Origin of the sequence: Streptomyces sp. NPDC006193 (assembly GCF_040613915.1) — a bacterium.
GTDB lineage: Bacteria > Actinomycetota > Actinomycetes > Streptomycetales > Streptomycetaceae > Streptomyces.
On sequence record NZ_JBEXTB010000026.1, the window covers coordinates 23,011 to 36,518 of the forward strand.

General features: G+C 75.2%; 12 protein-coding genes. 6 read left to right on the forward strand and 6 right to left on the reverse strand.

The annotated features are described in order from the left end of the window. Window positions 1–71 precede the first annotated feature (71 nt). Window positions 72–1,121 (forward strand): LysR family transcriptional regulator, encoded by a 1,050-nt coding sequence (locus ABZ261_RS22160; RefSeq protein WP_356861704.1) that lies wholly within the window; start codon window positions 72–74, stop codon window positions 1,119–1,121. A gap of 43 nt (window positions 1,122–1,164) precedes the next feature. Here ABZ261_RS22160 and ABZ261_RS22165 read toward each other — a convergent pair whose 3' ends face one another. Then, window positions 1,165–1,752 carry a helix-turn-helix domain-containing protein gene (locus ABZ261_RS22165; RefSeq protein WP_356861706.1) on the reverse strand — a complete coding sequence of 196 codons (588 nt, stop codon included), beginning with the start codon at window positions 1,750–1,752 and terminating at the stop codon, window positions 1,165–1,167. Between the two features lie 69 nt (window positions 1,753–1,821). On the opposite strand from ABZ261_RS22165, the gene ABZ261_RS22170 reads away from it, so the two are divergent. Next, window positions 1,822–2,715 carry an NADP-dependent oxidoreductase gene (locus ABZ261_RS22170; protein WP_356861708.1) on the forward strand — a complete coding sequence of 298 codons (894 nt, stop codon included), beginning with the start codon at window positions 1,822–1,824 and terminating at the stop codon, window positions 2,713–2,715. Between the two features lie 191 nt (window positions 2,716–2,906). On the opposite strand, the gene ABZ261_RS22175 is transcribed toward ABZ261_RS22170, so the two are convergent. The 4 genes from ABZ261_RS22175 to ABZ261_RS22190 form a co-directional block, all read right to left on the reverse strand. Next, window positions 2,907–3,617 carry a tetratricopeptide repeat protein gene (locus tag ABZ261_RS22175; RefSeq protein WP_356861710.1) on the reverse strand — a complete coding sequence of 237 codons (711 nt, stop codon included), beginning with the start codon at window positions 3,615–3,617 and terminating at the stop codon, window positions 2,907–2,909. Window positions 3,618–4,251: 634 nt separating this feature from the next. Then, window positions 4,252–4,917, reverse strand: coding sequence for a DUF4232 domain-containing protein (locus ABZ261_RS22180; protein ID WP_356861712.1), 666 nt, complete (start codon window positions 4,915–4,917; stop codon window positions 4,252–4,254). Window positions 4,918–4,998: 81 nt separating this feature from the next. Further along, entirely contained in the window at window positions 4,999–5,919 is a 921-nt protein-coding gene (locus ABZ261_RS22185; RefSeq protein WP_356861714.1) for an SMI1/KNR4 family protein, read from the reverse strand. 791 nt (window positions 5,920–6,710) lie between these two features. Beyond that, entirely contained in the window at window positions 6,711–6,998 is a 288-nt protein-coding gene (locus ABZ261_RS22190) for a hypothetical protein (RefSeq protein WP_356861716.1), read from the reverse strand. A 222-nt stretch (window positions 6,999–7,220) separates the two neighbouring features. Here ABZ261_RS22190 and ABZ261_RS22195 point away from each other — a divergent pair, with 222 nt between their 5' ends. The 3 genes from ABZ261_RS22195 (at window position 7,221) to ABZ261_RS22205 (ending at window position 10,875) form a co-directional block, all read left to right on the forward strand. Further along, complete coding sequence (locus ABZ261_RS22195; RefSeq protein ID WP_356861718.1) at window positions 7,221–9,260, forward strand: histidine kinase; 2,040 nt, start codon at window positions 7,221–7,223, stop codon at window positions 9,258–9,260. A gap of 1 nt (window position 9,261) precedes the next feature. Next, the gene (locus ABZ261_RS22200; RefSeq protein ID WP_356861720.1) at window positions 9,262–10,068 is read left to right on the forward strand and encodes a response regulator transcription factor; all 807 of its coding nucleotides are present in this window, start codon (window positions 9,262–9,264) and stop codon (window positions 10,066–10,068) included. 252 nt (window positions 10,069–10,320) lie between these two features. Further along, window positions 10,321–10,875, forward strand: a complete 555-nt coding sequence (locus ABZ261_RS22205) for a hypothetical protein (protein ID WP_356861722.1) — start codon at window positions 10,321–10,323, stop codon at window positions 10,873–10,875. Window positions 10,876–10,992: 117 nt separating this feature from the next. Here the strand turns inward: ABZ261_RS22205 and ABZ261_RS22210 are convergent, their stop codons facing one another. Then, complete coding sequence (locus tag ABZ261_RS22210; protein ID WP_356861724.1) at window positions 10,993–11,685, reverse strand: TetR/AcrR family transcriptional regulator C-terminal domain-containing protein; 693 nt, start codon at window positions 11,683–11,685, stop codon at window positions 10,993–10,995. 53 nt (window positions 11,686–11,738) lie between these two features. Here ABZ261_RS22210 and ABZ261_RS22215 point away from each other — a divergent pair, with 53 nt between their 5' ends. Further along, window positions 11,739–12,857 carry an NAD(P)/FAD-dependent oxidoreductase gene (locus ABZ261_RS22215; RefSeq protein WP_356861726.1) on the forward strand — a complete coding sequence of 373 codons (1,119 nt, stop codon included), beginning with the start codon at window positions 11,739–11,741 and terminating at the stop codon, window positions 12,855–12,857. Window positions 12,858–13,508: the final 651 nt, after the last annotated feature.

Sequence of the window (13,508 nt, forward strand, 5' to 3'; positions counted from 1 at the left end):
GTCCCGGTCATCCAGGGAAAGATGCGGCAAGCTGGTCGACGATACTTTCGAGGTATGTCCGGGAGGCTGGCGTGGAGGCGCGGCACCTGCGGTACGCGCTGGCTCTCGCCGAGCATGAGCACTTCGGCCGGGCGGCCGGTGCGCTGGGTATCGCGCAGCCTCCGCTGTCCAGGCAGATCGCCGACCTCGAACGGGAGGTGGGCGCCCGCTTGTTCGATCGCACCCGTCGGGGGGTGTTCCCGACGGCTGCGGGCGCGGCCTTCCTCTCCCGTGCGCGCAGGGCGCTCGACGAGATCACGGCAGCCTCGGTCGAGGCGGCCAGGGCGGCACGCGGCGAGACGGGGCGGTTGCGCCTGGGGTTCATCGCCTCGGCGCTGCTCGATCCCCTGCCGGACGTCCTGGGCCGGTTCGGTCGTGAACGGCCCGAGGTGCGGCTGGAACTGCACGAGATGGCGACCAGCCGCAGCACGGCCGCGCTCGTCGCCGGCGAACTGGACGTGGCGATCGGCCTCGGCCGGCCACGGGGCATCGGTGCCGAGCAGTTGGTATCGGTCCCGATCGGTCATGACCACCTGGTCGCGGTCGTGAGCAGCACGCATCCGTACGCCGGCCAGTCGTCGGTGGATGTGGAGCAGTTGCGGCGGCAGCCGCTGATCGTGGCGTCGGGCGAGGACGAGCCCGCCGTCGTCACCGGGCTGCGGGCCCTGCTGGGCACGGACTCCCCGGCGCTCTCCGGCGCGACCGTCGCGAGGGACATCCACACCATCATCGGACTCGCCGCCTGCGGGGTGGGCGTCGGTCTGGGGCCCTCCCGCATGCTGACGGCCCCGCGACGGGGCACCTGGTTCAGCGAGGTGACCCCGCGCACGCCTCTGCCCGATCTGGTCCTGTCCTTCCGAACCGGGGACCGCTCCCCGGCGCTGAACGCCTTCCTCGACGTCATCCGCGCGAACTGCCCCGCCGTCGGTGCCGCGCTCGACCACCGGCTCGGCTCACCGGGACACGAGGGGAAGGCGGCCGCCGCCCGGCTCCTGCCTGACGTCGCGTCACCGACCGCGAGGGAGAAGGCCCCGCCTTCACCGGGGTCGCCTGCTTCCTGTTTCGGGCCGACGGCGAGCTGAAGCTCCTCACCCGGGGCAGCGTGAACCACGCAAGGGCCGTTCCTCAGGTGCGGCGAGAAGGGGAGGTGGCTTCCCAGGCTGCCTCGACCATCCGGAAGATCTCGTCCACCGCGGCTTCCGGTTCGGCCGCTTCACGGGCCAGTGAATAGGCGTCGATCACGAACCTCGCGATCGCCCGGCTCGCCGTTGCGGTCCGTGACAGGCCGGGATCGGCGGCGATTGCGGTGGCCAGCGTCTCCGCGTGGCGCAGTCTCATCGACTCCTCGTACTTCCGCAGGGCGGGTGATGCGTCGATCAGGCGCCGGACCGGGGCGGCGTCGTCCCCCGTGCAGTGGCGCACCAGGGCGTGGATCTCGCGGCGCAGTGCGGGGATGAGCGGCTCGTGCGGCGCCCGGCCGGTGACCGCTTGTGCGAGGCGTTGCTCGAAGTCTTCGTCCTGTTCGAAGACCAGAGCCTCTTTGGAGGCGAAGTGGGAGAAGAGCGTGGTGACGGCCACGTCTGCCTCGGCGGCCACTTCGCGGATGCCCACCGCGTCGTACCCGCGTTCCAGGAAGAGGCGCAGGGCGGTGTCAGCGATCTTCTGGCGGGTCGCGGCCTTCTTGCGCTCACGGCGCCCGGTCGGCACGGTCATGCGCCAACGCTATCAAGTGCGAATCTGAAGCAGGTCCAAAAAGCTAACGGTTAGTGTTATGGTCCCCGTATGAAGATGGTGAGCTTCGCCGAGTTCGGCGGCCCGGACGTTCTGCGTCTCATCGATGCCGAGGAGCCCCATGCGGGCCCCGGCCGGATACGTATCGCCGTGCGGGCGGCGGGCGTGAACCCCGCCGACTGGAGGGTCCGTGAGGGCCAGGTCCTGGGGGCCCATCCGGTCGAGTTGCCCTCCGGAGTCGGGCTGGACGCCTCCGGGGTGGTGGACGAGGTCGGCGAGGGCGTCGAAGGGGTCGAGGCCGGCGACCGGGTGTTCGGCGAAGGTTCGAGCACGTATGCCGAGTTCGCCGTGCTGTCGGCCTGGGCCCGTATGCCCGAGGGGCTGACGTTCGAAGAGGCGGCCGGGTATCCCTCCGTGGTGGAGACCGCGCTGCGCATCGTCCGCGAGGTGGGTGTGCAGCCTGGGCAGACGCTGCTGGTCAGCGGTGCGTCGGGGGGAGTCGGGTCGGCGGTGCTGCAGATCGCCCGTGACCGCGGGATCACGGTGATCGGCACCGCCGGGGCCGCGAACCAGGACTATCTGCGGAGCTTGGGCGCCCTCGCCACGACATACGGCGAGGGCTGGGTCGGGCGGGTGCGGCGGCTCGGCCGGGTCGACGCGGCCCTCGATCTGGCCGGTTCGGGCGTGATCCGCGAGCTCGTCGAGCTGACCGGGGACCCGCAGCGGGTGATCTCCATCGCCGATCTCGATGCGCCCAGGCTCGGCGTCCGGTTCTCCGGGGTGGCCGGGAGCGTGCCGGATGCGCTGGCCGAGGCCGTCGACCTCATCTCGCGGGGAAAGCTCCACATCCCGGTCGAGAGGTCGTACCCGCTCGCCGAGGCCGCGGCCGCGCACATCGACAGCCAGGCCGGTCACACACGCGGGCGCCGGGTCCTGGTCGTCTGAGCCGGTGCCCGCACGGTTGCACGGCCCAGCAGGCTGCCCCTGTTCGACCAGGCCGTGTGCGGCCCCGGCGGCGTCCTGCTGCATGTCGTGCCGGCCGGGCTCCCCCGGCCGCCCGGCGCGTGTGGCTGTGGTGGCCGGCGGCGCGCTGCCCCGCGGGCCGGGCCGCGTCCGTCGGCGAGCACGCGGCGCCCTCAAGGGGCGTCTGCCGACCCGGCCCACTCGGCTCCGTAGAGGGCCAGACCGGACCGGTTCCTGGCCAGTTCGCGGACCACCGGATGGGAGAAACCCCAGCCCACGATGATGTCCGCGAGCCACTCCTCGATCATCTGCTGCAGTTCGGCCACCCGCCTGTGTCTCGCGAGCAGGGACAGGACGAAGGTGACGGTCACCAAGGTCTCGTCGTGTGTCCTGCCGAGGGACCGCTCGCTGTTGCGCAGACTGCGTTCGGCGACCGCCAGCGCGAGGTCGTCCCGGCCGCGGAGGTGATGAAGGAGGGCGAGCCGGTAGTGGGCCGAGACGACGAGGGGGTGCCCCGGGCCGACCTCCCTGTCGCCCAGGTCGATGGCTTCCCGGAAGGCGGACTCCGCCTCGTCCGTTCGCCCCTGGTCGCGGAGCAGGGTCGCCCGCTGCACCAGTACCGCCAGATGCCGTTGGGTGATGCCGCCGGGCTTCCCGGAGAGCTGTTCGATCGTGCGCTCCGCCTCCTCCAGGCTCATACCGGACGTGTCCAGCCCGGCCTGCTCCTCGAGTGCCGCCGCCAGTGACCGGCGCACGTCCAGCGTGTCCGGGTCCGTGACGCCGACGGACGCGTCGAACTCGGGGACGCAGGCCTTCCAGATCTCCACCGTCTCGTCCAGGCGCCCCGCCTTCCGCAGGACCACGGCGAGGTTGTGGCGTGCCATCAAGGTCGTCCTGCGCGTTCGAGCCTTGGACGCCTGAGCGCCGGGCCGGGCAGCCGGCGGACCGGTGCGGGGCCGCATCCGCCGCCGCACCGGAAAGGCAGTCACCGCGCTCTTGGGCTCCGTGCAGCGGGCGCGGACCACCCCGCCGGCCGGTGTGTCCCGCACGCCGCCCAGTGCTGCGGCCGGAACGACGCCGACCGTCTGCCGGCGCCCGTCGACCGGGCCACGGTGCGGCGCGCCCACCGCGCGGTCATGCGACGGCCGGCCGCCGAGTTGGCCCGCCACGCGTCCGCCGCCGGATCCTGACCCCGGTGACGCCGGCTCTTCCACCCGGGCGCGGGACCCGAGACCCACGGCGCGCCCCGAGCCCGGGCCGCCCCGAGTCCGGCGCGCCCGAGCCCGGCACGCCCCGATCCCCGCACCTGGGCCCGACGGCACGGGCCGGTGCTTCGGCCCCGGCCGGGTCCGCGAGCCCGGGTTCCGGCGCGGCAGGCCGCGTGGCGGGCCGCCCTCCCCCACTCCCGGAGCGATGCACGCGCCGGCGCGCCGTGAGCGCCCGGCCAAGGGCGGAACGAGCCCGGTGAAGGGTGAGGGCAGAAGACCGCCGTGCGGGTCTCGGTGGTGGCGGTGCGGGTCAGCCGCCCTGGCCGGCGCTTCCGATGGGACCGACCCGCACCGGGGAGCCGGAGCCGTCCGTGACGGGCAGCGTGGCGGCGCCCGGCCATTTCAGGGAGACCGATGTGGTCTCGTCCGGCGGGGTCACCACCAGCCCCGTGATGCGGATCCCGGAGCCGCCCGAGTCGTTGACCGGGTAGGTGATGGTGAAGGCCACCGACTTCCCCTTCTTGAGGAGGGTCGGTTCTGCCGGCTGACCGGTGCGCTTGGCGGACAGCGTGCCCGCGTTGGTGGTGAGGTCGACGCCCGCATACCCGGAGAGGGTGCAGTCCCGGCCGCCGGTGTTGGTGAACTCCACCGCGACGGAACCCTCCGGGTCGCCGTCGATGGTGCTGTCCCTGGCCGTGATGTCCAGCCCGTCGGTGCGGCACTTGCCGGCCTCGGCGTTCGCGGAGGAGCCGGTTGCGGCGATCGTGCCCCGTGCCCGGCCCGGGTTCTTCGCGGCGGAGTACGTGGCGGCGCTGCGGGCCGAACCATCCGGTTCCGCGTGGTTGCCGGAAGGAGTGGATGCGGACGCGGCGGGTAAGTTGCTGCGGCCCGCGGCGTCGTCGTCGCTCTGGCAGGCGGTGAGCGAGAGGCCTGCGGCGACGGCCAGGGCCGCGATGGTGATCGTGTTGGCGCGCATGGTGCCGTCCTTCGTATCGGTCGGGGTGCCGCCCGTCGGTACGGGCGAGCTTCTCTGCGTACCAAGAGGCGCCCGGCCGGCTCATCGTTTCGCCCGGCCCCTCTCTCGTACACGTCTGTTACAAGCGGAGACGGCGGGTGCGGTGCGCCCGGCCGCCGGCGCGCAGGGAACGGGGCGGCCGACCGCACAGGGTGTCTCGTCGGCCGGCAGCGGGTGCGGCGCGTGCTCGCCGAGGGTGTCCGGCCAGGCCGCCGCCGGGCTGGAGCGGAAGAAGTACGCCTTCGCGTGGATCGCCCAGCGGCCGACGTCGGCGTCGCCTGCTTCTCCCGAGGTTCGGTGAGCGCGGTGAGCGCGGGGAACCGAGGGCGGTCCGGCTGCGTCCACGGGGGCGGGCGGCGGATGCCGGCGTGTCCAGCCGACGACGGTCCGGACGGTCCGCGGCGGGCCGGAGTGGGTGGTCAGTCCCACCAGCCGGCGCCGGTGTGCCAGTGCCGCACCCACTCCTCGAAGCCCCACCCGGTCGCCGGGCGCCGGGACGGCGCCGACGTCGGCGACCATCCACACCTCGCCGCGGCGGCGGCCGGTGGTGATCAGGAGCCAGAACGACTGCCCGTCCTCGGATCCGAGAACGACGGATCCCTTGGTGAACACGGCGTCGATCCGCGGGTCGCCCTCGGGGGCGACGCTCTCGTCGTCCTCCCAGCCCCAGGCCGCCTCCAGGGGGAACGGCTCGCCCGGCTGCCGCGGGCCGAGGTCGGGCCACGCACCGGGCAGCCGGCCGAGCGGCTGCAGACCGCCGTCGCCGGCGGGGCCGAGGCGGGAGCCGTTGCTGATCTTCGTGATGAAGGTCCGGTACGGCTCGGGGAGGACGAGCCGGTTCTCCCGCTCCCACTCGGCGACGGCCTCCTCTGCGAGCGCCGGCTCGCGCCATTGCGGCGGGAACGCCGAACGGAGGAAGTCGACGGTGGCCTCGGAGGGACGCTGATCACGTACGTTCGTCACGAAAGCATGCTGCCAGGAGGGCTCGGCCCAGCGCGGCCGCCCCGCAGCGCAGCCCGGCCCCGCGCGCCGGCCCGTGGACACCGGACGGAGCCGAAAGCGGGCGCCCTTCGCGAAATGCCGTGGTCGCCTTCCAGAACCGCCGTCGGCTCGTGGCAGGGCGCCCGCGACCGCCCGCGCAAGCGGGCGCCCGACGGCAGCGGGCGGGAGGGGTCCGCCACTCCCCCGGCTCCGGGGCCGAAGGCCGGGGCGCGGCCGGTCCGCCCGCGTCGGCCGGGAGCGGCCGGTCCGGGACGGCGGTCGGCGGGCGGCGGCGGGCCGCACCGGCGAGCGGCGCGGCAGGGGGCAGCACGGCAGGGAGCAGCACGGGCAGGGAGCCGGGGCCGGTACGGCGCGCGGCCGGACCCGGCGGTCGGACGGCGGCACGGCGGCGGGACAGCGGCCAGGCGGCGGGCAGCGGCACGGCGGGCGCCGTCGGTCGCGCGGGGCCGGCCGAGGCGCGACGGGGGCAGGACGCGACGGCCGACGCGGGCGGCTACGGCCGGATGACCAGCGGGCCGGACGCGGTTGGCAGCGGCGCGGCGGCCGGACGGCGCCGGCGGGGACGAGGGCGGGCAGGGGCTCGGCGCGGGCGGGCCCGGAGCAGCGGCGTGTACGGCGCGCCGGCGCAGGGGGGATGCCGTCTTCCACGGGTGCTGCCGGAGTGCGGGGTGCTGTCGGGGGCTTCTGCCGTGTGGGGCTCGTGCGGGGACGGCTCGGGGGTGGGGTGGAGGGGCGGAGGCCCGGTCCGCTGGTCAGCCCATGAAGATGCTGTGTGTCCCGGGCACCTGCACCGCCGTTCCGGGAGGGATGACCTGGATGAATCCGTTGGCGCAGGCAGGGACGTTGTGGACCAGGGCGGGTATGTCCGTGAGGTTGGTGACCGTCGACAGGCGGGGGATCTCGAAGCAGCCTCTCGGGTTGGGGTAGCGGACGCCGTCGATCACGAGGTAGCCGTTCGCGGCGAAGGCCGCGTCGGGCACAGCGAACGTGAGCAGGCCGGCGGCGGTGAGTGTGGCGAGTGACGAGCTGATGCGGCGCATGGCGTGCCTCCCGACCGTGATGGCCGGGCATCTCCCGGCTCTGCCACCGACCGTACGGAATCGTGCACGCGTTGTATTCCGGCGTTCCTCCAGGTGGGCGATGGCGGCACGGAGGGGGTGGGCACTGAGGGCGCCGGCCTGGCTCCGCCGGCTGCGGGGCGTGCGGCCGGCGTGTCCGGGCCGGGCGGTGACATCGATCGCAGCTCCTGGGAGTCTGGGGCGATGGGGGAAACGACGGGGGCGGCGCGGGGGCGGCGCGGGGTGGCGGCCGCGGTGACGGTCACGGCGTGGGGGCTGGCTGCGGCTGCGGGTGTGCTGGCCGGGGCGGCCGGGGGGCCGTGGAGCGCGGACCGCTGGTATCTCGTCGTGGATGCCGCCGACGCGGTGGTCTACGGGCTGGTGGCGGGGGTGGTGCTGAGCCGGCGCGCCCATCCGGTGGCGTGGTGGGTGGCGCTGACGGCGGTCGGGGGCGGGGTGGCGGCGGTCGCGGCGCCGCTCGGGGACCTGGTCATGGCGGACGGGGCGCGGGTGCCGCCGTCCTGGGCTGTGCTGCAGAACGTGGCGTGGGTGCCGGGAACCCTGGCGCTGGTGCTGGTGGTGCCGTACCTGGTGTCGGCGGAACGGCCCGGGCGGGCGGCGCGGGCGGCGGTCCTCGCCGGGGCCGGGGTCACCGTGGCGGTGGTGGCGGTCCGCCTGACGGACCCGTGGCCGTGGCCGGACGGCGGGGCGTCGTTCGCGCCGCTGGCGGTACGGCATGCGGTGTGGGCCCGGTTCGCCGCGCCCGCGCTGCGGTGGCTGTTCGCGGCCGTGGTGGTGCTCGGGCTGCTGGCCGCGGGGCATGCCGCCCTCCGGCGCCACCGGGATCCCGCCGCGCGCGGGCTGGGCTGGCTGGCGATCGGCACCGCGTTGATCGCGGTGACCTTCCTGCCCCTGGTGGTGTGGCCGGACGGCACGGGGCGGGCCGTCGTCCTGTTCACGCCGCTCGCCCACCTCGCGTCGCAGGCGTTCTTTCCCGCGGCCGTGCTCGTCGCCGTGCTGCGGCAGCGGCTGTGGGGCATCGATCTCGCGGTCAGCCGCACCCTGGTCTGGTTGCTGCTGACCGGAATGCTGGTGGGCGGGTACGTCCTGGTGGTCGCGGTGCTGGGGGCGGCGCTGCCCGAGGACGGCGCAGCTGTCCGGGGTGTGACGACGGCGGCCCTGGCGGCCGGTGCGCAGCCCGCACGCGGCTGGTTGCAGCGCCGCGTGGACCGGTTGGTGCACGGTGAGGGGACGGCGCCCACGCTGAGCCGCGTCGGGCGGCATCTGGGCGGTGCGGCCAACGACGAGGAGGCGCTGACCGGCATGGCCGCGAGTCTGGCCGCGTCGTTGAACCTGGGCTCCGTGCGGGTGCTGGACGTCCGCGGCGAGCCGCTGGCGGTGGCGGCGGATCCGTCCGCCCACGGCTCGGACGGTGTCGAGCTGCCGCTGGTGGTGCGCGGGCGGACCGTCGGCGCCCTCAGCGTGGCGGCCCGGCCCGGTGAACGCCTCGACCGGCGCGCCCGGGCCTGCCTGGAGGAGGTGGCCCGGGTCGTGGCGACCGCCGTGCACCTGGCCGCCGTCACCAGGGCGCTGCGCGAGTCCCGGGGCCGTCTGGCCGCCGCCCGCGACGACGAACGGCGTGCCCTGCGCCGTGAACTGCACGACCAGATCGGTCCGGCGCTGGCCGGTGTCGGGCTCGGTCTGGCGGCGGCCCGCAACCTGCTCCTGGACGAGCCGGACGCGGCCGGCGGTCTGCTGGTGCGGCTGCGCGCGGAGGTGGAGGCGTGCGCGGAGGACGTCCGGGTGCTGGCGCGCGGCCTGGTCCCTCCCGTTCTGGCCGAGCTGGGTCTGGCGGGGGCCGTGAGGGAGCTGGTCATGCGGTACGAGGCCGACGGGCTCGCCGTGACGGTGCGCGACGGCGGCGTCGGGCAGGTGCCGCCGCGGGTGGCGGGGGCGGCGTACGCGATCGTCGCGGAGGCCGTCCGCAACGTCTCCCGGCACGCCCGGGCCCGTACCTGTGTGGTGGAACTGGCCGGCGGCGGCCGGTCGCTGACGGTGGTGGTGGAGGACGACGGCTGCGGCATGGGGGCGGCGCACCGCCCCGGTGTCGGGACCTGTTCGGTCCGGGAACGCGCCGAGGAAGTGGGGGGAACGGTGGAGTGGGGCTCGGGGGCCGGCGGCCGGGGCACGCGTCTGGTGCTGCGGGTTCCTGTGCGGGCGGCGGCGAAGGAGCGGGTGGTCTGACGTGGGCGCGGACGCGGGTGGGGAGCGGGACGGCGAGGACGTGGTACGGGCGCGGGGCGATGACCGCCAGGTGCGGGGGCCGGGCGGCGAGGAGGCGGTGCGGGCGCGGGGCGAGGGCGATGACCGCGAGGTGCGCGGGCCGGGCGGCGAGGAGACGGTGCGGGTCCTGGTGGTGGACGACCATCCGGTGTTCCGGATGGGGATGGCCGCGCTGCTCGGCTCCCTGCCCGGGATCGTGGTGGCGGGCGAGGCGGACACCGCCGGCGGCGCGGTCGCGGCGGTCGCAGCGCACCGGCCCGACGTCGTGGTGATGGATCTGCACCTGGGCGAGCCGGGTGCGGACGGTGTCGAGGCCACCCGGGAGATCCTGCGGCTGCGGCCCGGCACCGCCGTGCTGGTCGTGACGATGCTGGACGACGACGCGTCGGTGTTCGCCTCGATACGGGCCGGGGCCCGCGGATACCTGCTCAAGGGCGCGGGCCCTGCCGAGGTCGAGCGTGCGGTGCGGGCGGTCGCCAACGGCGAGGTGATCCTGGGCCCCGCGGTGGCCGGCCGGGCCGTGGCCCAGCTGACCGGGGCGGCGGCCGGCGGTGCTGCGCCGGACGGGCTGGGCGGACTGACGGCGCGGGAGCGGCAGGTGCTGGACCTGGTGGCCAGGGGCCTGGACAACCGGGCGGTCTCCCGGCATCTGGTCCTCAGTCAGAAGACCGTCCGCAACCACCTGTCCAACATTCTCACCAAACTGCAGGCCGCGAGCCGTGGGGAGGCGATCGTCCGGGCCCGGCGGGCGGGTCTGGGCGGGCCCTGACCGGGGCGGAGGCGGACGTGGCACGCCCGCCCGCTCGGGCCCGGCCGGGACGGATGTCCCGCGCGGCCTCGGGACGCCTGCCTCATGAAGGCGGGACGGGCCCGGTGCGACAGTGGTCCTGCCGGGCCGGCGGTCCGCGGTCTACGCGCGATGAGGTGATCCCGCCCGTGGCGCGCCGGTTCCGGCGCGGCAGCACGTCTTCGGGACGCACTGCTGGAAACGCACCGACTCACCAGGGGGGAATCGCCCGACATGCGTAACACCAACCACCGTGGCATCAGAAACGGCGTCAGCCGATCGGCCCGTGTCCTCGCCGTGGCGGCGGCGGCCCTCGGCGTCGTCGCCGGGCCCGCCTTGACCGCCTCGGCCGCGTCCGCGGCCGACGGCGGGACCGCTCTCGCGGGCAGCCTGCGCAAGGCCGTGATCAGCGGGCCGTTCACCATCCGCGACGACGAGGGCTGGTCGGCGGGCACGTACTGCACCGGCGAGATCAACGAGGTCCGCTGGACGGACGGCACGTACGGGCCCAACGAGTGGTGGCGGACCTACTGCGGCGGCGAGATCCGCGTGGAGCTGCACGCCTTCGCCCAGATCGTGGACGACAAGGGCACGGTGCTGTTCGGGGCGGACGCCCTCTTCTACGAGGGCACCAAGGACACCACCACCGACCTGGACGGCGAGGTCAGGGACCTGAGGATCCTGGTGGCCGCCGGGGAGTCCGTGTCGCACACGGTGTATCTGAAGAACAAGGAGAACGGCGGCAAGGACTACGCGACGCTGGAGCTGACCTTCACCAACGCGAGCTGACCTGCGGGAGGCGACCGTGCCGCGGCGCTCCCCGAGCGCCGCGGCACCCCCGTCGCCGCCGGGAGATCGGACGGCTTCCACGTCGTGCGGGAGTGTGCTGCCGGGGTGGGGGGCGGGTCACTCCGGCGGCGGGGTGAGCCGGGCGGCCACGGCGTCGAGGACCCACTCCAGGCCGGTCGCGAAGGTCGTCTCGGCGTCGACGTCCGTGCCGTCGTGCACGGCCTTGGCCAGCGCCGGGAAGCGGCCCGTGGCCAGCATCCTCGTCACGTGCGGGCCGAAGGCGCGCTGCCAGTCGCGCTCGGACAGGCCCGTGGCGCGTTCGGCCCGCAGGTTCGCGCTCTCGCGCCGGATCGCGCCGGTGACGTAGGCGCTGACCGTCTCCACGGCGCGCATGACGGTGTCGGTGTCGGCGAGGCCGTCGAGGGCGGCGAGGGTGGCCTCGGTGACGGCGAGGCCGTTCGGGCCCAGGGTCGGGCGGCCGCCGAGCAGGTCGGCCAGCCAGTCGTGACGCAGGGCGGCACGCCTGGTGCGGTGGGCGAGGGTGCGCAGCGCCTCCCGCCAGTCACCGGGCGGCTCCTCGGGGAGGATCTCGGCCTGGACCTCGTCCACCATGAGGTCGAACAGCTCCTGCTTGGTGGAGATGTGTCCGTACAGCCGCATCGGGCCGGCGTTCAGCCGGGCGGCGACCTTGCGCAGCGACACCGCCTCCAGCCCGCCCTCGTCGGCCAGCGCGATGGCGGCGGCGACGATCCGCTGCCGGTCGAGCGGCACGGGGCGAGGCGGCGGTTCCGGCCGGTCCCACACAGTCATGGTCACAAGTATCCCTTGCGATACACCGTAGCCCGTCAATACAGTGTATCGACATGAGACATCGTATCGCCGTGGTCGGGAGCGGTCCCGCCGGGCTTGCCTTCGCCCGTGTGCTGCACCGGCACGGCCACCCCGTCACCGTCCTCGAACGCGACCCCGCCCCCGACGCGCGTCCCCCGGGCGGCACGCTGGACCTGCACGAGGGGCTGGGCCAGCTCGCGCTGGACAAGGCGGGGCTGCTGGCGGAGTTCCGGGCGCTGTCCCGTCCGGAGGGGCAGGCCATGCGCGTCCTGGACACGGACGGGACCGTCCTGCGCGACTGGCGCCCCGGCCCGCAGGACCGCGCCAATCCCGAGATCGACCGCGGCCAGCTCCGTGACCTGCTGCTCGGTCCTCTCGACGTCCAGTGGGGGCGGGCCGTGACGCGGGTGGTGCCGGGGACCCGGGAGGGCGTGGTGGTCCATTGCGCGGACGGGCGGCAGGAGGCGTTCGACCTCGTGGTCGGCGCGGACGGCGCCTGGTCGCGGGTCCGCCCGGCGCTGTCGCCGGTGACACCGCACTACACCGGCGTCACCTCGGTCGAGACCTCCCTGGACGACGTCGACACCCGCCACCCCGGCCTCGCCCGGTTGATCGGCGACGGTTCCGTGGGGGTGTACGGCGTGAACCGCGCGCTCGTCGCCCAGCGCAGCAGCGGCGGCCACGTCAGGGTGTACGCCCAGTTCCGCGCGCCGCTGGACTGGCACGCGGACCTGGACCCGGCCGACGTCGAGGCGGTGCGCTCGCACCTGCTGGACCTGTTCGACGGCTGGGCCGCTCCCGTCCTGGACCTCCTGCGCCACGGCGCCGCGTTCGTCCACCGCCCCTGCTACGTCCTGCCCGTGTCCCACACCTGGGCCCATGTCCCCGGGGTGACGCTCCTGGGCGACGCCGCCCATCTGATGCCTCCGCTGGGGGCGGGCGCGAACCTCGCGCTGCTGGACGGCGCCGAACTCGCCGAGTCCATCGCCGCCGGCCCGGAGGATCCGGACGGGGCCGTCCGCGCCTTCGAGGAGCGGATGTGGGCACGGGCCGCCAGGTGGGCGAAGATCACGACGGCCGGTCTGGAACGCCTCGTGAGCCCGGACCCGGCCCAGGCCCTCGCCCTCTTCGACCACGTGCAGCCGTCCTGACCGCCCCGCACGCACCCGGTGCGTCCGGGCCGGCCGCCTCGCGGACCCGTGCCGGTGGCGGGGCGCGCCAGCGACGGCCGCGGCGTCGCACAGCCGGTCGGCCGGCACCGGCCCGGACGGGTCGTGCGGCTGAACACCGTCACGCCCGACCGACACCCCCCGCGCGGTCCGGGCTCACGCCCGCCCGGAGCGGTTCCGGCGGACACCGGCGGGCCCGGGCGCCGACGCGGTGGCCCGGCGCCGCCGCGACCGACCGGCCGCGACCGACCTGGCCGCAACGACCGACCTGGCCGCAACGACCTGGCCGCGGCATTCGGCGCCGGAAGGACGCCGCAGGACAGTGCCAGGGCCGTCGTGCGTCCGGTGACCCTCGACACGGACGGGCAGGTGCACCCTGCAGCCCTGCCGGAAGGGCCGGGAGGGCCGCCCGGGCCGCCCACCGGTCCTCCCTGCCGACCCGCTCGCCGCACCCGCATCCGCATGGCCTGCCGGTTCTCCCGGCTGCGGCCTGGCCGGCCGGCGGCCGCCGACGTCGCCCGCGCGAACCCGCACGCCCGCGTCGAGTCGATTCCCGCGGGCGCGGCACCCGGCGAACCTTCGACACCCGGGGCGCCTGCACCGAGGCCGTCCGCCGCTTCGCTCGGCACCTCC